Annotated in this window: 21 protein-coding genes; 4 read left to right on the forward strand and 17 right to left on the reverse strand. The window is 65.1% G+C overall.

Annotated elements, in window-relative coordinates; translation table 11 throughout:
* Positions 1-20: 20 nt before the first annotated feature.
* From NM2_RS00235 to NM2_RS00250, 4 genes are all read right to left on the reverse strand, one after another.
* Entirely contained in the window at positions 21-530 is a 510-nt protein-coding gene (locus NM2_RS00235; RefSeq protein WP_157120815.1) for a hypothetical protein, read from the reverse strand.
* Entirely contained in the window at positions 527-1,759 is a 1,233-nt protein-coding gene (locus NM2_RS00240; RefSeq protein WP_067662111.1) for a phosphotransferase family protein, read from the reverse strand. Before NM2_RS00240 ends, NM2_RS00235 begins: the two co-directional genes overlap by 4 nt.
* Entirely contained in the window at positions 1,756-2,754 is a 999-nt protein-coding gene (locus NM2_RS00245; protein ID WP_067662113.1) for a DUF7064 domain-containing protein, read from the reverse strand. The genes NM2_RS00240 and NM2_RS00245 overlap by 4 nt, the downstream gene beginning before the upstream one ends.
* A gap of 96 nt (positions 2,755-2,850) precedes the next feature.
* Entirely contained in the window at positions 2,851-4,260 is a 1,410-nt protein-coding gene (locus NM2_RS00250; protein WP_067662115.1) for a PucR family transcriptional regulator, read from the reverse strand.
* Positions 4,261-4,823: 563 nt separating this feature from the next.
* Here NM2_RS00250 and NM2_RS00255 point away from each other — a divergent pair.
* Genes NM2_RS00255 through NM2_RS00265 form a run of 3 tightly spaced genes read left to right on the forward strand, consistent with a single transcriptional unit; the run spans position 4,824 to position 7,693 of the window.
* Positions 4,824-5,618, forward strand: a complete 795-nt coding sequence (locus NM2_RS00255) for an enoyl-CoA hydratase-related protein (protein WP_067662117.1) — start codon at positions 4,824-4,826, stop codon at positions 5,616-5,618.
* A gap of 2 nt (positions 5,619-5,620) precedes the next feature.
* Positions 5,621-6,757: an acyl-CoA dehydrogenase family protein gene (locus NM2_RS00260; protein WP_067663181.1), complete on the forward strand. Its 1,137-nt coding sequence runs from the start codon at positions 5,621-5,623 to the stop codon at positions 6,755-6,757.
* A 36-nt stretch (positions 6,758-6,793) separates the two neighbouring features.
* Entirely contained in the window at positions 6,794-7,693 is a 900-nt protein-coding gene (locus NM2_RS00265) for an SDR family oxidoreductase (RefSeq protein WP_067662123.1), read from the forward strand.
* A 119-nt stretch (positions 7,694-7,812) separates the two neighbouring features.
* Here NM2_RS00265 and NM2_RS00270 read toward each other — a convergent pair whose 3' ends face one another.
* Genes NM2_RS00270 through NM2_RS00290 form a run of 5 tightly spaced genes read right to left on the reverse strand, consistent with a single transcriptional unit; the run spans position 7,813 to position 12,410 of the window.
* Positions 7,813-8,835 (reverse strand): Rv3169 family protein, encoded by a 1,023-nt coding sequence (locus NM2_RS00270; protein WP_067662128.1) that lies wholly within the window; start codon positions 8,833-8,835, stop codon positions 7,813-7,815.
* A 43-nt stretch (positions 8,836-8,878) separates the two neighbouring features.
* The gene (locus tag NM2_RS00275; RefSeq protein WP_067662130.1) at positions 8,879-9,922 is read right to left on the reverse strand and encodes a phosphotransferase family protein; all 1,044 of its coding nucleotides are present in this window, start codon (positions 9,920-9,922) and stop codon (positions 8,879-8,881) included.
* Between the two features lie 6 nt (positions 9,923-9,928).
* On the reverse strand, positions 9,929-10,738 hold the full coding sequence (locus tag NM2_RS00280; protein WP_067662133.1) for an enoyl-CoA hydratase/isomerase family protein: 810 nt from the start codon (positions 10,736-10,738) through the stop codon (positions 9,929-9,931).
* Positions 10,739-10,771: 33 nt separating this feature from the next.
* On the reverse strand, positions 10,772-11,581 hold the full coding sequence (locus tag NM2_RS00285; RefSeq protein ID WP_067662135.1) for an enoyl-CoA hydratase/isomerase family protein: 810 nt from the start codon (positions 11,579-11,581) through the stop codon (positions 10,772-10,774).
* Between the two features lie 46 nt (positions 11,582-11,627).
* Complete coding sequence (locus NM2_RS00290; RefSeq protein WP_067662138.1) at positions 11,628-12,410, reverse strand: enoyl-CoA hydratase/isomerase family protein; 783 nt, start codon at positions 12,408-12,410, stop codon at positions 11,628-11,630.
* A gap of 200 nt (positions 12,411-12,610) precedes the next feature.
* Between NM2_RS00290 and NM2_RS00295 the strand changes: the two genes are divergently transcribed.
* Positions 12,611-13,384, forward strand: coding sequence for a FadR/GntR family transcriptional regulator (locus tag NM2_RS00295; protein ID WP_084530331.1), 774 nt, complete (start codon positions 12,611-12,613; stop codon positions 13,382-13,384).
* An 11-nt stretch (positions 13,385-13,395) separates the two neighbouring features.
* Here NM2_RS00295 and NM2_RS00300 read toward each other — a convergent pair whose 3' ends face one another.
* The 8 genes from NM2_RS00300 to NM2_RS00335 form a co-directional block, all read right to left on the reverse strand.
* Positions 13,396-14,445: an LLM class flavin-dependent oxidoreductase gene (locus tag NM2_RS00300; RefSeq protein WP_067662141.1), complete on the reverse strand. Its 1,050-nt coding sequence runs from the start codon at positions 14,443-14,445 to the stop codon at positions 13,396-13,398.
* Positions 14,446-14,467: 22 nt separating this feature from the next.
* Positions 14,468-15,310 carry a 1,4-dihydroxy-2-naphthoyl-CoA synthase gene (gene menB / locus NM2_RS00305; RefSeq protein WP_067662144.1) on the reverse strand — a complete coding sequence of 281 codons (843 nt, stop codon included), beginning with the start codon at positions 15,308-15,310 and terminating at the stop codon, positions 14,468-14,470.
* A gap of 8 nt (positions 15,311-15,318) precedes the next feature.
* Positions 15,319-16,077 carry an SDR family NAD(P)-dependent oxidoreductase gene (locus NM2_RS00310; RefSeq protein WP_067662147.1) on the reverse strand — a complete coding sequence of 253 codons (759 nt, stop codon included), beginning with the start codon at positions 16,075-16,077 and terminating at the stop codon, positions 15,319-15,321.
* 38 nt (positions 16,078-16,115) lie between these two features.
* Complete coding sequence (locus NM2_RS00315; RefSeq protein WP_067662150.1) at positions 16,116-17,345, reverse strand: acetyl-CoA hydrolase/transferase family protein; 1,230 nt, start codon at positions 17,343-17,345, stop codon at positions 16,116-16,118.
* Positions 17,345-18,544 (reverse strand): thiolase family protein, encoded by a 1,200-nt coding sequence (locus NM2_RS00320; protein WP_067662155.1) that lies wholly within the window; start codon positions 18,542-18,544, stop codon positions 17,345-17,347. The genes NM2_RS00315 and NM2_RS00320 overlap by 1 nt, the downstream gene beginning before the upstream one ends.
* A 1-nt stretch (position 18,545) precedes the next feature.
* Complete coding sequence (locus tag NM2_RS00325; protein WP_067662158.1) at positions 18,546-19,343, reverse strand: SDR family NAD(P)-dependent oxidoreductase; 798 nt, start codon at positions 19,341-19,343, stop codon at positions 18,546-18,548.
* Complete coding sequence (locus NM2_RS00330) at positions 19,343-20,509, reverse strand: acyl-CoA dehydrogenase family protein (RefSeq protein WP_067662160.1); 1,167 nt, start codon at positions 20,507-20,509, stop codon at positions 19,343-19,345. Before NM2_RS00330 ends, NM2_RS00325 begins: the two co-directional genes overlap by 1 nt.
* A gap of 64 nt (positions 20,510-20,573) precedes the next feature.
* Positions 20,574-21,641, reverse strand: coding sequence for an acyl-CoA dehydrogenase family protein (locus tag NM2_RS00335; RefSeq protein ID WP_067662163.1), 1,068 nt, complete (start codon positions 21,639-21,641; stop codon positions 20,574-20,576).
* Positions 21,642-21,647: the final 6 nt, after the last annotated feature.

The raw sequence follows: 21,647 nt of genomic DNA on the forward strand, positions 1-21,647 counted from the left end.
AAACGCAGAGGTCCACTCGGCTACGGCGTCCCCGCCGCAGCCGCGTCCTTGTTCTGTCGGAATGTCGAGTACCACATACTGTCGGCCTCGATCGAGGATTCGATCCCCGACATGACATGCGCGCCGACCCGGTCGCGGACTTCTTCGGGCCCATTGCGCACTGTTCTGATCACCCCACGCGCTGCCGCGCCCAGCCGCCGTATCGCACCGCGCAGGTCCTCGGTGTGCGCGGCGGCGTCGGCGTGCACCTTGCTCGCTTCCGACCACGACCTCTCGAGGTGAACGCGCACATCGTCCGGGACTATTCCGGCATCGTCGATCAGCCTGCGGGCCAGCGCCAACTGATTTCCCAGCTCGGCGCGTTCACGACCATGGATGTCGTAGATCCGCGCCCGCAAATGCTCCAAGAACTCGATTGTCAGCCCGAGCTGCTCGACGGCTTGCGGGTCGTTCGGATCCACGGCCGGAACAACCGTTTCCCGTAGCGCCTTGATGGCCGCACGCAGTGTGTTCTCGCTGTGGTCCATCATGGGTTCTCTCCTCTCAGGAGCGAGACGAGCTGTCGCGAGATCACCGGAACCAGGGATTCGACGCGGGTCAGCAGAATGTCCTGGTGCGACTTGCCGAGCCGTGCGATGCGGTAGGTCGAGGCCATCATCGACACGATGATGGTGAAGCAGTTCAGAACCTGATAGAAGCGCATCCGCTCCGGATCGACCGTCAGACCCGAAGCATCCGAATATCGCGCGTAGAACTCGTCCAGAGGTATCAGACCGCACACCAGATATCGGCCATCCGAGCCGTAGTGCCCCATGGCCGGCAGCGTGATCCAGGCGAGGTCCCGGTGACGGTCTCCGATCAGACCGCGTTCCCAGTCCAGCCACGCCCGGATTCGACCCGATTCCTCGTCGAACAGGAAGTTTCCACTGCGGAAGTCACCGTGAACCACGCTCGGCAGATCGAGCTGCGGCATATTGTTCATCAACCAATTCGCCGCGACTTCCATGAGCGGAAAATCTTCACCACGATCCTCTTCCCAGCATCGCAGTGCGTGATGCACGGCCCACTCGGCCGCCTCGGTCGAGCCAGATCGTGGCACCTGAAGATGCTCGAACGACCGGCCCGAAACATCTGTGTTGTGAATCCGAGCGAGATGGTCGAGATACTGCGGCGCGAGCTTCTCGCGATACTCCGGACCGAAATCGGTGCCCAAACCGCTGATCTGCCCGGTGCGAGTGCTCCGGGGCTTCGTGACACCCTCAACGAACTCACAGATGAGGGCCGGTTCGGGAAACCATTCGCCGTCGGCGTCGAGAAATCGGATCTCAGGAACCGGAACGATGCCCTGCATCAGAGTGAGCAGCTCGAATTCACGAGCTCGACTGGTGGCATTGGATCCCTCACTAGGGTCCATGCGCAGGACGAGGCGCTCGCGGCTGTCCCCGGCAATACCGTCCTGCCGTTCGAGCGTGAATCCGATCTGAATCTTCGAAACGCCCCCGGTGAACCAGTGCAGATCACTGATCGCGAACCTGGACGTGCCCAGCTCGTTTTCCAGAAAGGGCTCCAGAATCTTCGCCAGATCGCCGAGTTCCGGTCGACTGTACGAAGGATTACCGCGGCGCTGCATCTTGCGGGTCAACATCGCGTCGACCTCGGGCTCGGTCGGATGCTGTTCACGGATCGCCGCGATGAACTCACGGGACGGGTTGTCGCGCTGATCGAAATCGGCGCACCAGGTCAGATCGTTCGCGGTCACGAACGGCTCCGCTGCGCGCGCCCGTGACGAGAGGTCCGCTGGGCCAGATAGTCCACGCCGTAGATGTCCGCCATCTCGCCGTATCCGACCTGATCGCCCCACTGGTAGCGGAAAATCCCCTGATAGCTGACATGACACGGGTTGAAGGTGTACCACGGGTGGCTCGAGATCGCGGTCCCGAAGAATTCGAACTCCTTCCCGCGAACGTCACGAATCCGGATGCGATTGCTCATCGCGAGCATCTGATTGTGTTCCGCGCTGATGGACGCGTCTTCCACCGGGTGAACGACCCCGTCCTCGACGATGAACCCGAAGCGAAGCCGTTCATAGACCACCCGACCGTCGCGCAGATCGATCAGCACGGCAAGGTGGGCGGACAGCTTCGGTCCGAAGTTCACCGAGACCCACGCGACCGAGCGGGTGCCGGTCTCGGTCCGTGGCCCCCAGCTGTGATCCATTCCGTCGAAGCAGTCGATGCGGTACTTCTTTCCGCGCAATTCCAGTTCGCCGACGATATGGCCCTTGACCTCGAAATGCCCGTTTTCCCACGCATCGCCATGCCGGACATCAGCGCTGCCGCGATCCGCCGCCAACCTCGGGTTCTGTTTCGGATCACCCGGATCGAACGGCTCGTGCACAGCACGGAAAGACAATTCGAACGAGCACGCGCCGAGCGCATTCTCGTAGCTGACGTCGTACTCTTTGGGAGTCGGCGCCTGAACCGAGAGCCCGTTTTCGAGAGTGAATTTCGAAAACGACTCTGGGCAGGGAAGATGAACCTGCGGGTCGGTGAAGTCGATCTCGTAGGGCTGGGCGCAGAAGCCCTGCCCCACCAGCACCGAGGATGTCGCAACACCCAGATTCGGCCGTGCGAGAACATAGACGTTCCCGAATATTCCCTCTTCTGGAACATAGAACGGCAAGAACATGGTCTCGGTCCATGTTCGATCCTCTGGATCCCTGGTGTGGAATTCAGAATCGGAATCGACAATCATGCGACTACTCCTCTTGAACGAGCTGGTACTACTCCCCGTGAGGCGCGGATATCAGCTGCGGCGAATCACGCTGCTGAATTCGGGTGCCGTCCGCAATTAAATTCCATCACCACGGAGCACGTCAAGAGAATCAATTCCGCCGTCTGCGCGTCGATTGGAGAAGTCGACAACGACTCCCTGCCGACCACCTCCGCGGCAAGTCGATGCGGTCCGGGCCGGGGTCCCAGATCGTATGGGCGCGATAACATCGCTGTCGAATCCCGGAATCGCGTGATGCCCTTGCAAGCGCAGGATCAACAATGCCGTCTGGACAGTGAGCTGGTCGTTCGAATCTCCGGCGACGTCCAAGCCCGTCAGGTCGTGCACACGACCGAGTCTGTGCCGGACGGTATTCTCGTGAATGCCCAGCCGCACAGCGGTCTCCCGTACACTGCGCCCGGAGTCGAAATAAGCCTGAAGCGTACGCAAGAGTTCCGTGTTGGCCGCACCGCCCGACACCAGCACCCCCACCACGTCATTGACGAAGCTCCGGACCGAGCGCTCGTCGCTGTTGGCTACCAGCAGGCGAGCCGGACCCAGTTCGTGACAAGTGATCGCCCGAGCCGACGCCGACGGGTACCGATCGAGACATCGAGCGGATTCGACCGCCTCTCGGTATGCGCGACGCAGTTGTCCCGGCCGCGCAACCGATGAGATGCCGCTGACGGAGAATTCGTCACCCACCCGGGCCAGCCCGCGCGTGACCGCATCCTTACAACGGCCGACGAAGGTCGCAGCATCCGCGCCGCCAGGCATCGCGACGGTCAGGATGACGCCCTCGGAACCGCGGACTCCGATGACGTCCACGTTCAACGCTTCCGAAACGTGAGCGCCGAGCCGACGGACGTCGACCGCGGAGTCCGACGGTCGACCCCGTTCGAGAACGAAGACGATGACTCGATCCGCCTCCAGGTCGACCCCCAAATACTCGGCACACGTGCGCAGTTCGGCGTCGTAGGTCGTGGATCGCACCATGTGCCGGACCAGGTTGGCGCGAGCATTGCCGGCCACTCGCGCCAGACGCCGCTGCGCGACGAACTCCATTCGCAAGTGCACCACCGCTCGCTCGAGCGCCCAGCGAATATCGGCCGGGTCCAGGCTGCCTGAGATCGGAGTCACGACCCAGCCGAACAGTTCGTTGCCGTCGACGACCGCCCCGACCGCGTACTCGCCGCCGGCGGGGGCGCCCGCCACACGGGAGGTGACCACGGGTGCGCCACCTCCGACTACACCGGCCCCCTTCCGCAGCCGCTCGAGGCTCGGAATGGGCGCGGACACCTCGCATGGGCCGCACTTCTTGACCAGAGCACCCGTCGAACCGAGCAGGCAGACGGTCGCATCGAGTCCCTCGGACAAGGCATTCACCAGGCCGGACAGCACCTTACTGCCGATATGCCGATCAACCAGCGTAGTCTCCAGCCGCAGCCGCCACGACAGCGACCCCGGCGCGTCCTCCGGTGGATCCATAGCAGCAGCGGAAGTTGATGTCACTTCGAACACAGTAGCCATAAAAGATCAACCGTTCAATGGAATGGCCAAATACCTTAGACGTCGTTCCTTCCACTCCACCGTGCGGGAGCAATCGGGTCGGCCGAGTGCCTCACACGTACACGCGGCCGATCTCGGTCGCGCATTCATGGTTCACCGGACGTCTGATTCCATCGTCGAGGTCAGCTCACCCGATCACCCCCGAGCTTCACCACCCGAATACCGCAAAGCGGCCCGGCGAAAGCGCATTCCCGGGAACTTCCGCAGTCCAACTCCCCCTCCCCAGGCCCGCGCTGCGCGTAATCCGCTGTAGCTCAACACATCTACAACACCAAATCGCAAATGATTATAATGATCAGACTAGATATTCGATCATGCCACACCACGTCGAGCCGCGCGACGCCGACTCGGCGACCACCCGACGAACCCTCGACCACCCCCGCCCACCCTTGCGCACGAGACTCGACTAACGTTACTGTTATGCAAATGGTCAGACCAGAAACCTGACCCTTGCTCACCCAACGAAAGGACAGCGGAGTCTGATGACCGAATTCACCGACATCACCTACGAGGTGGACAACGGACTGGCTTGGATCACCATCAACCGCCCGGAACGCTACAACGCTTTCCGTGCGCAGACGGTCGACGAACTGGTCATGGCCTTCAAGCGCGCCTGGGCGAGCAGTGACGTCGGTGTCATTGCCCTGACCGGCGCCGGCGACAAGGCGTTCTGCGCGGGCGGCGACCAGAAGCAGCGGATGGAGACCGGCGACTACGGGCCGTCGGCGAGCGGGCTGTTCGAGGTCGAGGCCCTGCACCGCGTCATCCGTGACGCCCCCAAGCCCGTCGTCGCGGCGGTCAACGGCCTCGCGATCGGCGGCGGCCACGTGCTGCACGTGCTGTGCGACCTGACGATCGCCGCGGACACCGCGCAGTTCGGACAGAACGGCCCGCGCGTCGGTTCCTTCGACGCCGGTCTCGGCTCCGGCTATCTTGCTCGCGTCGTCGGGGAGAAGCGGGCCCGCGAGATCTGGTTCATGCTGCGCCGCCTGTCGGCGCAGGAGGCCCTGGAGTGGGGCCTGGTCAACAAGGTCGTTCCGGCTGCCGACCTCAAGGCCGAGGTCCGTGCGTGGGCCGATCAGATGCTGGACTTCTCCCCCACCGCGCTCAAGGTGCTCAAGCAGTCGATGAACACCGACACCGAGCACTTCGTGAGCATCGGCACCATGGCCTACTCCACGCTGGCGATGTTCGGTGAGACTCCGGAGGCGCAGGAAGGTATCACCGCCTTCAACGAGAAGCGCAAGCCCGACTTCTCTCCCTACCGGGGCAAGTGACGTTGCAGTTCTCCACAGAACAGCGTGAGTTCGCTGCGGCAGTCTCCGGGTACTGCCGCAGCCGGCTCGCGACAGTCGCGCAACGTGATGCGGTCACCGAGGGCGGAACCCTGTCCAACAGCCCCCAGGTGCTGGCCGATATGGCCCGCAACGGATGGCTGGGGGTTTCGCTCCCCGCGCAATTCGGCGGCGGTGGCGCAGGATTCGTCGACGAGTGCATCTTCCTCGAGGAGTCGGCTCGCGGCCTGGCGCCGATCACGGGCTACTCCACCGGTCTCACCGCGGCGCAGACCTATATGCGCTGGGGCACCGACGAGCAGAAGAAGACGATCGTCGGCAATCTCACCGCCGGACGTCTCGAGGCCATCGCGCTCAGCGAGCCCGGCGCGGGATCCGATCTCGCCGGGCTGCGGGTCAGCGCCCGCCTCGACGGGGACCGCTACTTGATCAACGGCCAGAAGACCTGGATCTCGGCGGCGCATGTGTCGGAACACATCCTGGTCCTGGCCCGCGAGGACGGTTCCGGCACCAAACATCAGGGCATGACCCTGCTCATGGTGCCGACCGACGCACCCGGACTCACCATCCGCGCCATCCAGACGATGGAAGCGCACACCTGCAACGACGTGTTCTTCACCGACGTCGCGGTCCCGGTGTCGGCAGTGGTCGGCGAGCCGCGCAACGCGTGGAAACAGCTCATGCGCGGACTGTCCATCGAGCGTCTGATCATCGCCGCGATGAGCATCGGCGGTGCACGCCGCGCCTTGGACGACGCGGTCGCGTACGCCAGGGAGCGCGAGCAGTTCGGCCGCCCCCTGTCCAGCTTCCAGGCTCTTCGCCATCGCCTCGCGGACCTCGCCACCGATATCGAACTGGCGCGCACGTTCGTCTACGACGTGGCAACCAAGATCGACGCGGGTATGGAGGACGATCTCGCCCGGGAAAGCGCGATGGCGAAGATGCGGTGCACCGAGGTCGCCAAACACGCCACCCTGGAAGCGATGCAGATGATGGGCGGCTACGGCTATGCCCGCGAATACGGTATGGAGGGGCAGGTGCGTCGTGCCCTGGCGCCGCCGATCTACGGCGGCACCAACGAAATTCAGCGCGAGATCATCGCCAAACACATCGGTTTGTGAGCGGATCGCCAGCACATCCATCGAGTTACGAGGTACATGATGACCGACACGCTTTTCTCGCCGACGCTGTTGTCCGGGAAGAGAATTCTGATCACCGGCGGTGGAACCGGACTAGGCCGCGGCGTGGCGCGGCATCTCGTCGAGCATGGGGCCGAGGTTCATCTGTGGGGACGGCGTGAGGCGGTCCTCGCCGAGGCGGCAGCCGAGGCATCTGCCTCCCGCCCCGGATCGGTGCACTACCACACTGTCGACGTGCGGGACTACGAGAACGTCGATGCGACGATGGGCCGGATCTGGTCCGAGCACGGCGCGCTGACGGGTGTGCTGAACAACGCGGCCGCCAACTTCATCGCACAGACGAAGGACTTGAGCCCCCGCGCTTTTCAGGCGATCACGAGCACCGTGATGAACGGCTCCTTCCACACCACCCATGCCGCGGGCAAACGGTGGATCGCCGAGGGGCTTCCCGGCTCCGTCCTGTCGACACTGACCACGTGGGTGTGGACGGGGTCCGCCTTCGTCGTCCCGTCCGCCATGGCCAAGGCCGCGGTGCATTCGATGACCATGTCACTGGCCGTGGAGTGGGCCAAGTACGGGATTCGGCTCAACGCCCTCGCCCCCGGGCCCATCCCGACCGACTACGCCTGGGAGATGCTCAATCCGACCGACAAGTCGTCGGTCGGCGCCACTCAGGCCGATCAAATCCCGGCGGGACGCACCGGAACTGTCGAGGAACTGGCCAACCTGACGATGTTCCTGTTCTCGGACGCGTGCGATTACCTCACCGGGCAGACCATCGCCATGGACGGCGGGCAGATGCTGGCCGGCCCCGGCACCTTCGCGGGTCTGACCAGCCTGACCGACGCCGATTGGCGACAGATCAAGGAAACGAGCAAGGCCGCCTCGGAGTCCAGCAAGGCTCAGCGAAGCGTGTGAACCCATAGGTTCACAGAACGAGAGAGGGTGCGCATCCACAAGATGCGCACCCTCTCTCGTTTCTCGTTGCGGCTCGGCCGGTGTGTCCGGTTCCCCGTCGTGGCCGGGAACCACCTCGATCAGAGCGACGGGCGATACTGGTACTTGCTGCTGCGGGTCAACGCGAATTCGAAGATGCCGGAACCGCGGACGTCGCCGAGCGTGAATGCGCACAACCGATCGGTCAGCGCCGAGTCGAGCGAGCGCGGCGACACCGAGCCGTCCAGCGGATAGCGATCCGATTCGATGTGATCGACCCCGGCCGAAACACCGTGGTGCCCACCGTATCCGGCGCCCGCCATGAAGCCTCCGCCCGCACGGCCATCGGCATGCACGACATACCGCTCTCCCGCGGCCGTCTCGACCGCGACGTCCCCCTCGATCAGATCCAGGCCGGGGGTGAACACCAGAGCGTGCCGGACATCGGTGATCGGATCCAGCACACCGCTCTCGTGCATCACGGCCCCTTCCAGCAGAAGCCTTTCCCGCGAGCGGGTTTCCACGAGCAAGAAGCCGATCGAGAATTCCGGGAACTGCGCCTGATACCAGATGTGCAATCCTTGGCCGCCCGACATCGTGCGCACACCTCGGGAGCGGTCCCGCTGCCCGTACCAGCCGCCCACGTCGTATCGCCGGTCGCCTACGCGCAATGCACCCTCGTACCGGCCGGACTGGAACAGGTGGTCGAACGAGGTGCGTTCGGCGGAGGTGTTCGTCACCGCCACCTCCCCGAACCACGCCGGCGTGCGCGCGCGCCACGTCAGATCGAATTCGGTATCGATCTCGTTGGGGCCCAGGCGAAGCCGCCAGACCTGGTTCGGCTCGATCACCTCGAACCGGAACGGACCCGCACCGTCCCGGTTCGTCGCGCTCAGCAACGTGGAGAAGCGCAGATTGCGCTGCTCGCTCTCGCCGCTCACGACCACGAACCCGTCCGCGGTGTCCTTGGCCGGGTAGATGCCGAAGCCCATGATCACCGAGGGCGCGAGCTCGTCCACCGGATGCACGTTGAACATCAGGCGATCGAAAAAGCCGCTCGGCAGGTCGGAGATCTCCGGTCCGACCAGCGGATCGTGAAAGGTGCCGCCGGATGTGCTTGTCATCGAAACTCCTTGTGAGCCAGGCGCGATGCGTCGAATCGCGCGACTACTGAACGTTGGCGGCGGCGGTCGCCAGTCCGGCCGCGCGACGTGCATCACCGAGAAAGCTCTGCACCAGTGCGGGGTCGGAGTAGTAGGGATCGCCGATCCCGTCGAGTACGCGGCGTCGGCTGTATTCGTACAGAACGGCCAGTTTCCACAGCGCGAGTGTGGTGTACCAGGCGAGGTTGTCCAGATTGCGCCCGGTCCGATCGCTATACCGTTGCACAAGTTCGTCTTTCGACGGATAACCGTCCTCGAGCATCGCGGCGCCGAGTTCGGCGGTCGGATTCATCGGCCGTCCCGGTTCGGGCACCGTCGCCAGCAGGTAACCGACATCGAGCAGCGGATCGCCGATCGTCGCTAGTTCCCAATCGAGCACTGCCTGTAGCCGGCCCGGGGTATCCGGCGCGAGGACGACATTGCCGATCCGGAAATCGCAATGAATCAGCGCCGCACCCGATTCCGGCGGCGTATTCGCCGCCAACCACGCGTCGACATCGGCGAAATCGGCCGGCGGATTGCCCTCCTCGTCCACGACGAGGCGGCGCATCCGCTGCAGGTGCCGGGCATTGAAGCCCTCGGGCCGGCCGAGCCGTTCGAGCCCCACTGCGCGCCAATCGACTTCGTGCAGATCCGCGAGCGTGTCGATCATGCTGTAGCCGATCGATCGCCGCTGGTCGGGTGTGTCCAGTGGCGCGGGGGTTCGCACAGTCACCACCGGGCCCGGCGCGAAGCTCATGACGTAGAACGGCACGTCCAGTACCTCGCCCTCTTGGGCGACGGCGAGCACCTCCGGCACCGGCACCGCGGTGGAGTGCAATGCCGTCAGCAGTTTCGCTTCCCTGAGCATGTCGTTGGCGCCCGGCGGAATCGGCGGCGGTGGCGGGCGACGCACGACAACGCTGGTGTCGCCGTCGGTGACGAGGAAGGTCAGGTTGGAATGCCCGTCTCCGATGGCCTTGGTCGTGATCGGTCCCGACATGATGTCGTGACCGATAAGAAAATCCTGCAGAGCTTTTCGAGTTTCAGCGGTCCAGTCCCAGCTCATCTCGACTCACCGGCCGGTGAACTGTGGTGTGCGCTTCTCCTTGAAGGCAGCCAGCGCTTCGGGCATGTCATCGGTCCGGGTGAGTAGCGCCTGACCACGGTTCTCGAGTTCGAGAGCCGCCTCGTAGGAACCGATTTCGGTGTTGCGCTGGATGGCGCGCTTGGACATCCGGACGCCGCCGGGCGAGTTCTGGGCGATCTGCCGCGCCATGGCGAGCGCCTCGTCCAGCAGTTGCTCCGATGGAACCACACGGTTGACCAGCCCGATGCGCTGCGCTTCCTCCGCCTCGACAATGCGTGCGGTGTAACCGATCTCCGCAGCGCGCGCCGGGCCGACCAGACGCGCGAGATTGAACGACGTACCGAGTTCGCCGATCGACAGGCCCACTTTGACGAACGCGGCGCTCATCTTGAGAGTCGGTGCGGCAAGGCGGATATCGGCCGCCAGCGCCAGCGCCATGCCGCCGCCGGTCGCCGCGCCGTGGATGGCGGCGATCACCGGAAACGGCAGGTGCCGGATCGACTGGATACCGCCGGTCGCGGTCTCCTGGAACTTGAGGAATTCCCGGACGCCCATCTCGGTGATCACGTGGATCTCGTCGAGGTCGAATCCGGCGCAGAAGGCCCGCTCACCCGCCCCTGTGACGATGAGCGCACGCAACCCACTGTCCCGCAACGCCCGGCCCGCGGCCAGGTACTCGTGGAACATCATGACGGTCTGCGAGTTCAGCCGGTCGGGCCGGTTGATGCACAGGACACCGATATTCGGCTCCACCTCCTCGAAGGCCAGTGTCTCCAGCACGGGAAAATCAATCATGTCTCGGCCTCACGTCGTTGGTGTCCTGCTGCACTATTTGCCCTGGAATACGGGCGGGCGCTTCTCCTTGAACGCGCTGAGCGCCTCCGCCATGTCCGGGCTACGGGTCAGCAGGGCTTGTCCCCGGTTCTCGAGCTCGAGGGCCGCGGCGTAGGAGCCGACCTCGAGGTTCGCTTGCAGAGCCCGCTTCGACAATTGCACGCCGCCAGGCGAATTCGCGACGATCTTTTCCGCGAGTGCGAGCGCGTCGGACACGACATCACCATCTCCGGCCGCGTTGACGATGCCCAGGTCCGCTGCCTCGGCCGCGTCGACGATCCTTCCCGTGAAGCAGATCTCACTCGTCTTCGCCGGTCCGATCAGGCGGGTCAGCAGCCACGAAGTTCCCAGATCGCCCGCGGACAGGCCGATTCGCACGAAGGCGGCGTTGAACTTGGCCGCGGGACCCGCCAAGCGGATGTCGGCAGCCAGCGCCAAGGCCAGGCCACCGCCCGCGGCCGGGCCGTTCACCGCGGCGATGACCGGTACTCGCAGTCCGCGAATCGCGCTCAGCGCCCGCGCGGCGCGCTCCTGCTGATCCAGCATGCCCAGCGCGCCCAGACTCGGCAGTGCGTCGGCGTCGGCCAGGTCGTATCCGGAACAGAACGCCTTACCCGAGCCCGTCAGAATGACAACGCGGCAGTCATCCTCGGTCTCCAGCCCCCAGGCGAGACGCTCGAGTTCGACGAACATGGTGTTGGTCATCGCGTTGTAGCGGTCGGGCCGGTTCAACGTAACCACGACGACGCCCGGCCGGACCCGCTCGGCGAGCAGGGTTTCGAATTGTTCTTCCAGGGTTTTCATCCGGACTCCTAACGAAGTGGACCAGGTGGGAACGAGTGGCTCGCTACTAGCGGAACTGCGGCTTGCGTTTCTCGACGAAGGCGGTGATGCCTTCGGCCGCTTCGCCGTCCTCGAACAGCGCCTGGATCTGATCGACCTCGTATCGCGCTCCCTGTGCGAGCGGCAGATCGAACGCTGCATCCACGGTGCGCACCACAGCCAGCTGGGCGGGCAGGGACGGGCCGAGCAGGCTCCGGGCCCACGTCAGTGCGGTCTCGGTCACCGAACCGTCGGTCAGCCGATCCACCAGGCCGATCCGGAAGGCTTCCTCGGCCTCCACCTGCCGGGCGCTCAGCATGATATCGAGCGCTCGGCCACGCCCGACGAGCCGCGGGAGCCGCTGGGTACCGCCGGCGCCCGGGATCAAACCGAGCTTGACCTCCGGCAGCCCGAATCTGCCGCCGGGACCCGCGACTCGCAGGGTGCAGGCCATGGCGAGTTCCAGGCCACCGCCCAGCGCCACCCCGTCGACAGCGGCGATGGAGATCCACGGCGCCGCCGCGAGCCGGTCGTTGACCTCGCGCATCCGGTCCCCGTAGGCGGTGAAGGTCTCGGCGTCGATCGTCGACAGATGCTTGATGTCAGCGCCCGCGGCGAAGAATCCGGGCAGGGTGGAGGTGATCACCATGACCTTCACTCCGCCCGCCTTCTCGGCGGCATCCATGGCGAGGTGCATGCCGTCCAGCAGCGGGATTCCCAATGCGTTGGCGGGTGGCCGTTGCAGGGTCACCACCGTTATCCCCGGTTCGACCGTCTCCCAGGTGACTACATCCTGTGCCAGCTCTGCCACGTCGTCCTCGCATTTCAACTACTCGTCGACACCGCCGCGGCCGACTCCATCCCATCGGAAGCTATCCACCCGACAGGCTGAAATCAACCATTATTTTGGTATGACCAAAATACCTCCAGCCTATGAGAACCGCAAACTCGCATGGCAGGACTCTTTGCTGATAGATTAGGTACGACCAAATACACAGAAAGCAGGTAAGGATGCCCGACTCGCCCTCGTCGAGCACGGTTGCGCGGCACCCGGTCCGACTGCAGCCGATGCAGGTCCCCAAGGCTTCGGATGTCCTCGCGAACGACCTCCGCGAGCGCATCCTGCGTGGCGAATTCCCTTCCGGCACCGCATTGCCACCCGAACGCGAACTGGTCACTCAGACGCAGATGAGCCGAACGACAGTCCGCGAAGCACTCCGGATTCTCGAAGTGCAGGGACTCGTGGTCATCAAGACCGGACGATCCGGCGGCGCGTTCGTTCAGCAGCCCGGCGGTGACGCCGTGGCCTCGTCGGTCAGTCTGCTCATCCGCGGTCAGCAGCTGCGGCTGACGGCGCTGCTGGAGACCCGCGAGGCCATCGAGCCCGCCTGCGCGGGTCTAGCCGCGAAGTACCGCACCGACGACGATCTCACCGCACTGGATGCGGCCAACGCCCTGCTCGGCGATCTCGAAATCCCACTCGAGCAGTTCCTTCAGGCCAACGTGAACTGGCATCTCGCGGTTGCGACCGCAAGCCACAACGAGCTGCTCACCGGCTTCATGACGGCGCTGTCGAACGCCATCTACAGCTCGACCGAGAACACCGCCTTCGTCGACGACGAGGTGCGCAAGACCACCTATCGAGCACACAAGACGATCACGGACGCCATACGCGCGGGCGACTCCGCGGCCGCCACGCGACGTATGACCAAGCACGTCCACGGTTATGCCGAGGCCGTGGTCCAGGTGGAAGAGCGCACCGAGATCGAACTACGCGAGGGCTGAACGCCTCCGCGTCACGCGGATACGCGGTTCGACAGGTGCGCCCGCAGGCCGGCCAGGATCTCGGTGTTGATCGCCCGGGTCTCCTGATCGCTCAGCCCCCAGGGAGGCGCGATCAGGTCGAGGTGATCGAAGCCCTCCGGGATCCGGGCCAGCGCCTCGGGAAAATCGGCAGGCCGACACGCGATCGCGATGGTGTCGATCATGTCGTCGGTCACCGCCCCGATGAGCGCCTCGTCGTCGCGGTCGCGGGCCGCTTGGCGGATCTTCTTCTGCTCGGCGCTCCAGCCGTGCAGCTCGAACAACCGGTCGTAGACACGAGACGCGGCGTACTGACCGATCGCATACGCTGCTTGACGACGTGCCAGATCGACGTCCTCGTTGATCGCGCACATGCGAATGCCCATGATGGTGACCTCGCCCGCATCACGACCGGAAACCGCTGCACCGGTGGCGATCTCGTCCGCTACGGGTCCGCGGACGTAATCGGCCGTGAACATCGGATGACCCACCAGTCCGTCGGCCAATTGACCGGCTGTGCGGAGCATCAGCTTGTTCACCCCGGCGATCCAGATCGGAATCTCGGGCCTGATCGGTTGCGGCACATCGGATGTGGGCGAGATGTGCACGTGGTAGAAGCGGCCGTCGTGATGAACCGGCCCCTCGTGCAGACCCCACAGTGCCTTGAGCACCGTGAGAAGTTCGGCCATCCGCGCGGCGGGCGCCTCACCCGAGACACCGTGCCACGCTTCCATCATCTTCGGCGTTCCGTTGCCCAGTCCGAGAATGATTCGGCCACTGGATAACTCGTCCAGATCACGTGCCTCCGCCGCCCACATCAAGGGGCTGCGGCCGACTCCGTAGGCGATGTTCGAGCCGATGCTGATCGTGCTCGTGCCCGCCGCGAGCGCTGCCATCGGCACGGTGGACGAGCGGCTGTACAGCTCGCTCGTCCACACTGCCGCGCAGCCGATCTCCTCGGCCTCGCGGGCCAATTCGGTCATCGTCGCGAACCGTTCCGGGCCGTTGCCGACCCCGAACGCGTTGACCCCGAAGGTCGTCATATCGGCAGATCCCTCCGCTGTCTCAGGCTCGACGGGGAAACCGGTCGAACTCGGGTCGCCGCTTGGCCTTGAATGCCTCGCGTCCTTCTTGTGCCTCTTCGGTTGCGTAGAAGAGCAGATTCGTGTCGTGCGCGAGTTGCTGGATTCCCGCGAGGCCGTCCTCGGCCGCGTGGAAACTCGCCTTCATCAACCGCAGAGCCATGGGCGAGAGTTCCATCATCCGCCGGCACCACGCGAGCGTTTCCGACTCCAGGTCCGCAAGTGGGACAACGGTATTCACCAGTCCCATCTCCAGCGCCTCGGTGGCGTCGTACTGCCGGCACAGGAACCAGATCTCCTTGGCCTTGCGCACCCCGACCATCTGCGCCAGCAGCCCGGCGCCGAAGCCGCCGTCGAACGAGCCGACCTTGGGCCCTACCTGCCCGAGACGGGCGTTGTCCGCCGCGATCGTGAGGTCACACACGATTTGCAGCACGTGCCCGCCACCGATCGCGTACCCAGCCACCATCGCCACGACAGGTTTGGGCAGCCGGCGAATCTGCACCTGCAGATCCGTGACGTGAAACCGGCCGACCGCGTCCGGCCGGTCGGGATCCGTCAGGTACCCGGTGTCGCCGCGCACTCGTTGGTCGCCGCCGGAGCAGAATGCGCGATCACCCTCACCGGTCAGCACGATGACACCGATCGAGGGATCCTCCCGAGCGTGCGTCAGCGCGTCGGAAATCTCCACCAGCGTCTGCGGCCGAAAGGCGTTGTGCACCTCGGGCCGACAGATGGTGATCTTGGCGATCCCGTCGGGCGTACGCGAATAGTCGACGTCCTCGTACCGGCGGACAGTCGACCATTCCTGGTTGTTGTCGGTCACCGCGCTCCCTATGCCATCGTCAGGCCGCCGCTGACCGACAGCGTCTGACCGGTGATGTAGCTGGTCTCATCGGAGGCGAAGAACGCCACGGCCGCAGCGATATCCGACGGCAGGGCCAGGCGCTTCATCGGCACCGCGCGGGTCATGCCGCCCAGCACCTTGTCCGCGTCCTGTCCGGAGTTGTCGGCGAACTTGCGCAACGCGGGAGTATCGGTGGGGCCGGGGCACACGGTGTTGACGGTGACGCCCTTGGTGGCGACCTCACGCGCGAGGGTCTTGGTGAAGGCGATGATCCCACCCTTGGCACCGGAATACACCGCCTCCAGCGACGACCCGACTCGCCCGGCGTCGGAACCGATATTGATCACCCGGCCGAAACCGCGCTCGATCATGCCGGGCACAACGGTGTGATTCACCCGAAGCGCGCCCTTGAAGTTGATGTCGAGGATCTTGTCCCAGAACGCCTCGTCGGTGTCGAGGAACTTCATGAAATCGTCCCAGCCCGCGTTGTTCACGGCGATCTCCACCGGACCGAGGCTTTCGGTGATCTGCGCGACGGCCGCCTGCACCGAAGCGGTGTCGGTGACGTCGATCGGCACCGCGATGGCCTGGCCGCCGGCTGTCGTGATCTCCTTGGCCGTCTGTTGCGCCACTTCGAGATTCAGGTCCGCCACGGCGACCCGGCAGCCCGCCTCGCCGAGTCTGCGCGAGATTCCCGCACCGATCCCCTGGGCTCCGCCGGTGACGAGCGCTACGCGATTGGTCATGGTTGTCGATTCCTTTCGATGACAGTTGGGTGATTGCGTCAGGAGGCGAGCTGTACCGCGCTCGCGAGTTCGTCCCGGAACTCCGGGGCCGCGATGGCGATCAAGCGGCGACGGCGCTCGGCGAGGGGCTGGCCACGCAGGTGCGCGACACCGTGCTCGGTGACGACGCAGTCGACGTCGGCACGAGCGGTCGTGACGACCCCCTCGTCGAGACCGAATTTGATGGACGAGCGTCCGCGCACGGTGGAACGGAGCGCGATGATCGAGCGTTTCCCGGTCAGTGCGGCGGCGCGAGCGAAGTCGACCTGGCCGCCGATCGCGCCGAGATACGTACCTCGGCTCATCTCCGCGCCGACCTGCCCGGTCAGATCCACCTCGATCGCGAAGTTCACCGCGACGAGCATCGACAGCTGGGAAAGCATTTGCGGCGCATGGGTGTAACTCGTCGGGCGGAACAGGATCGGAAGCTCGGCGACCCGGCTGTACAGATCCGCCGACCCCAGGGCGGTTCCCGCCACCGAGAAACCACGATCCAGTTCCTTGCGGCCACCGGTGATCACACCCTTGTCGATGAGCCCCAGCAGTCCGTCGGTGATCATGCCGGTGTGCACCCCGAGATCGCGATGCCCCTCCAACGCGGTCAATACGGCCGCGCCTATCGAACCGATACCGACCTGCAGCGTGTCACCGTCGTCCACCAGACCGGCGATATGGGCGGCGATGGCGCGGTCGAGATCACCGACAGGCCGGAGATCTTCCTGCTGCAACGGTCGATCCGTCTCCAGCACGGCAGCGAAGCGGCTCAGCGGAATACGTGGCGAACCCGGGACCGCCGGCATCTGCCGGTTGATCTCCGCAAACAGCAGGGGTGTGTGCCCGATCGCGTCCGCCATGTAATCGACGCCGATTCCCAGCGAGCACATGCCGTCCCGATCGGGCGGCGAAACCTGCAGAAGCCCAGCGTCGCACGGTAACCGATGCTCGGCGAACATGCGGGGCAGAGCCGAGTAGTGACACGGAACGACCTCGAGCCGATCGGTCGCGCCGAGTTCCCGCAGCGCGCCCAGACCGCCGTATGACACCATTCGGTCGGTCGGCGACATCGACTGCGCCAGTTGATCATTCCAACTCAAGCCGGTGAACAGGCGAAGCGGCCCGAGATCGCGCGCCTGCTCGAGCAGATCATCGACGAGCGGGCGCGGCTCGGCCGCGGCCTGGCCCCACCAGACCCCCATGCCGGACCGCAACTGCCCGCCGAAATCGACCATCAGTCCACCCGCTCGATGAGCGTGCCCGTACCGAGACCGCCGCCGCAACACATGGTCACCAAACCCAATTGGCTGTCACGGCGTTCCATCTCGGAGAGAATCGTCGCGATCAGCCGGGCTCCGGTGGCGCCCACCGCATGGCCCAGCGCGATCGCACCGCCGTTCACGTTGACGCGATCCATGTCGGGCTTCAGCTCACGCTGCCACGCCAGCACCACCGAGGAGAACGCCTCGTTCACCTCGAACAGGTCGATGTCCGCGACGGTCAGATAGTTTCGGTCCAGCAGCTTGTGGGTCGCGGGGATCGGTCCGGTGAGCATGATGATCGGATCGACGCCGACGGTCGTCTGGTCGGCGATCCGAGCACGAATACGCAGACCGTGGCGTTCGGCCGCCTCCCGGGTACACAGCAGAACCGCCGCCGCGCTGTCGCAGATCGGGCTGGAGGTACCGGCGGTGATCCGGCCGTTCTCGGGACGGAACACGGTGCCGAGTTTCGCGAGCGTCTCGAGGGACGTTCCCGGCCGCACCGTCTGATCGCCGGTACGGACCTCGCCGTCGAGTTCCATCTTCACCATCTCGGCGGTGAAACGCCCGGCGGCGATGGCCTCGGTGGCGAGAGCATGGGAACGCACCGCGAATTCGTCCATTTCGGTTCGCGAGATGTTCCAGCGCTCGGCGATCAACTCGGCGCTCTCGCCCTGGGTGACGAAGTCGTAGCGTTCGCGCAGCGCCGCAGGCCACGGCTCGCCGTACAGTTCGCTGATCTTGGCCGGCGAGTTCATCGGCACGTGACCCATGTGCTCGACACCACCGGCGATCACGATGTCGTGCACGCCCGAGGCCACCAGCGCCGCAGCGAAATTCACCGCGGTCTGGGCCGAACCGCAGCGACGGTCCAGGGTGGTGGCCGGGACCTCGGCCGGGTATCCGGCCTGCAGCCAGGCGTTGCGGCCGATGTTGCGGGACTGTTCGCCGAACGGCGCCGTGCACCCGATGACCAGGTCCTCCACGATCGCGGGATCGATTCCCGCGCGGGTGACCAGGTCCTGGTAGCAGGATGCCAGCATCGCGTTCGGGTGGATGTCCCGAAACCACCCCTTCTCGGGATGCGATTTGCCGATCGGCGTCCGCACCGCCTCGGCGATGACGACCTCGCGACCGGAAGAAGTGAACGGACCGCTGACTTTCGCGCCCATCTCAGATCACCGTCCCACCGTCGACCGGCAACACCTGGCCGGTGATGTAACCGGCTGCATCCGAAGCCAGGAAGACGAAGGTCGGTGCGATCTCATCCGGATATGCCCAGCGCCCCAATGGAATTCGCGCCAGGGTCTTGACCGCGAGCTTCTCGTTGCTGCGGATGTTCTCCGTCATCGCGGTGGCCGCCAAGGGCGCGACCGCGTTGACGGTGACCGACCGCTTGGCGAGCTCGCGCGCGAGAGATTTGGTCAGTCCGATGATGGCGGCCTTGGCCGCGCCGTAGTTCGCCTGTCCGATCGTCCCGGTCAACCCCGCGGCGGACGTCACGTTGATGATCCTGCCGGTGCCGTCCTCGGGGAGGTGTTCGAGCGCCGCATGACTGCAGTGGTAGGTACCCATCACGTGGGTGTCCAGCACCTTGCGGAACCGCGCTTCGTCCATCTTGGGGAACATCGCCGGCGCGATCACGCCGGCATTGTTCACCAGGATGTTGAGCGTCCCGTTACCCAACCGCGCGGCGGCGGCCACCGCGTCGCGGGCGTTGTCGCCATCGCAGACATCGAGGGTGAACGGCTCCGCGACGCCACCGGCCTTGGTGATTCGCTCACTCACCTCGGCCGCCGCGTCCTTATTGATGTCGGTCACCAGGACCGCGGCTCCGGCCGCGGCGAACGCCTCGGCGATCGCGGCCCCGACACCACCCCCGGCGCCGGTCACCAGTGCGGTACGACCTTCGAGGCCGAAGACCCGGATGCCCGCCGGCACGTTGTTCGCTGTGGTTGTCGAGTCGGTCATCAGTAGCTCCTCGGGAGGCCGAGCACGTGTGAGCCGAGGTAATTGAGGATCATTTCCTGGCTGATGGGTGCGATGCGGGTCAGACGGGCTTCCCGGAAGTACCGGGCCACGTTGTACTCCTCCGAGTAGCCCATGCCGCCGTGCGTCTGGAGCGCGCGATCGGCGGCATCGAAGCCGGCGTCGGCGCACAGGTACTTGGCGGTGTTCGCCTCACGCCCGCACGGCAGTCCGTTGTCGTAGAGCCAGGTCGCCTTGCGCAGCATGAGTTCCGCGGCGTCGAGGCGAGCCAGCGAATCCGCGAGCGGGAACTGGATTCCCTGGTTCTTGCCGATCGGACGGCCGAAGACCTCCCGGTCGTTGCCGTATCGGACACCCGCTCGCATGGCGGCGCGGCCGATGCCCAGCGCCTCGGCGGCGACCAGCATCCGTTCCGGGTTGAGGCCGTCGAGAATGTACTTGAAGCCCTTGCCCTCTTCACCGACGCGATCCTCGACCGGGATCTCCAGGTTGTCGATGAACAGTTCGTTGGAAGTGACGGCGTTGCGTCCCATCTTCTTGATGGGGCGGATGTCGACCTTGTCCCGATCGAGGTCGGTGAGGAACAGCGTCAGCCCGTCGGTCTTGCGCGGCGAATCCTCGAATCGCTGCGTACGGGTCAGCAGCAGGATCTTCTCGGATTCCACAGCCTTGGAGATCCAGACCTTGCGCCCGTTGACGACGTACTTGTCACCGTCGCGCTTGGCGAAGGTCGTGATCTTGGTGGTGTCCAGACCCGCGCCCGGTTCGGTGACCCCGAAACACACGTGCAGATCACCGTTGACGATGCGGGGCAGCGTGCGCTGCTTGAGCTCCTCGCTACCGTGCACGATGACCGGGTGCATACCGAAGATGGACAGGTGCATCGAGCTGGCGCCGTTCATCCCCGCACCGGATGCGGCCACCTGTTCGAGCAGGATCGACGCCTCGGTGATCCCGTAACCGTGTCCGCCGTACTCCTCGGGGGTGGTGATGCCCAGCCACCCGCCGGCAGCGAAGGCGTTGTAGAACTCCGTGGGGAATTCGTGATTCGCGTCCTTCTCCTGCCAGTACTGATCGTCGAACTTGGCCGCTAGCTCCGCGACCGCGTCACGAATCGTGACCTGGTCCTCTGTCAGTTGGAAATCCACGTCCGTACTCCATCCTCAACTCAGATAATTATATCAATGGACTGACCAAAACTGGGAACGGGGGTCAGCCCGCCGGTATCGGCTCGTCGAGCAATGCCGCCGCAATCCGTTCGTTCCACACGCGTGGCGGGCCGAAAAGGGTGCGGTCGAGTTTGGCGCGCTTGTAGAACAGGTGCAGATCGTGCTCCCACGTGTATCCGATCGCACCGTGCACGGTGAGCGCCGATTCCGCGAGATCCGCGACCGTTCCGGTCACCTGCGCCTTCGCCACCGCCGCAATCGTCGACGCGTCGGCGAGGTCGGCATCGATCGCGGCCGCGGCGTACAACGCCGTCGAATAGGAGGCCTCGACCGTGACGAGCATCTGCGCGGCGGCATGTTTGACGGCCTGGAACGATCCGATGAACTGCCCGAACTGCTTGCGCTGCTTGCTGTATTCGACCGCGAGTTCGAGCATCCGCTCCGCGCTGCCCAGCGCATCGGCGGCCGTGAGGACACCGGCCAGCGCTACCGTGGCGGACAACGAAGTGTCCGACGCCGCGACGACCTCGATGATCTGCGCCCGGTCGAACTCGACCGTTCCGGTGAGGCGGGAGCGATCGAGCAGATCGTCCCGTTCGACGGTGGCTTCCGCCGCCGACACCCTGGCCAGCCCGGGGCCGTCCGGTCCGGTCACCGGCACGATGAACACATCTGCTTCGGGGGCGCCGAGCACATGACGTACCGCGCCGGTCAACCCATCTTCGGTCTCGGACAGCGGCGCCCAGGCGGGCAGTCGGTCCGCCGGAATCGCGGCGACGAAGCGGCGCTGGCCGGCCAACTGCTCGGCCAGTTCCGTTTCGGTCAGCAGCGGTGCGACCAGAGCGGCCGCGAGCCACCGCGAATCGGGCACGGCGGCACGGCCGAACTCCCTTGCGGCCAGCGCCAATTCGAGAATTCCCCCGCCCTGACCGTCCGCGTCCTCCGAATAACCGACGCCCCACCAGCCGTCTCGGATCAGGGCCTCGGTGAACAGATTCGCCTCGCCAGAGGTCTGCAGCTTACGCACGGTCTCGGTCGGGAATTTGGCGGCGATCCACTCCCGCAGCGATGCGGCGAACATCTCCTGTTCTTCGGACAGCTCCCAATGCATCGCTTC

Origin of the sequence: Nocardia miyunensis NBRC 108239 (assembly GCF_001613065.1) — a bacterium.
GTDB lineage: Bacteria > Actinomycetota > Actinomycetes > Mycobacteriales > Mycobacteriaceae > Nocardia > Nocardia miyunensis.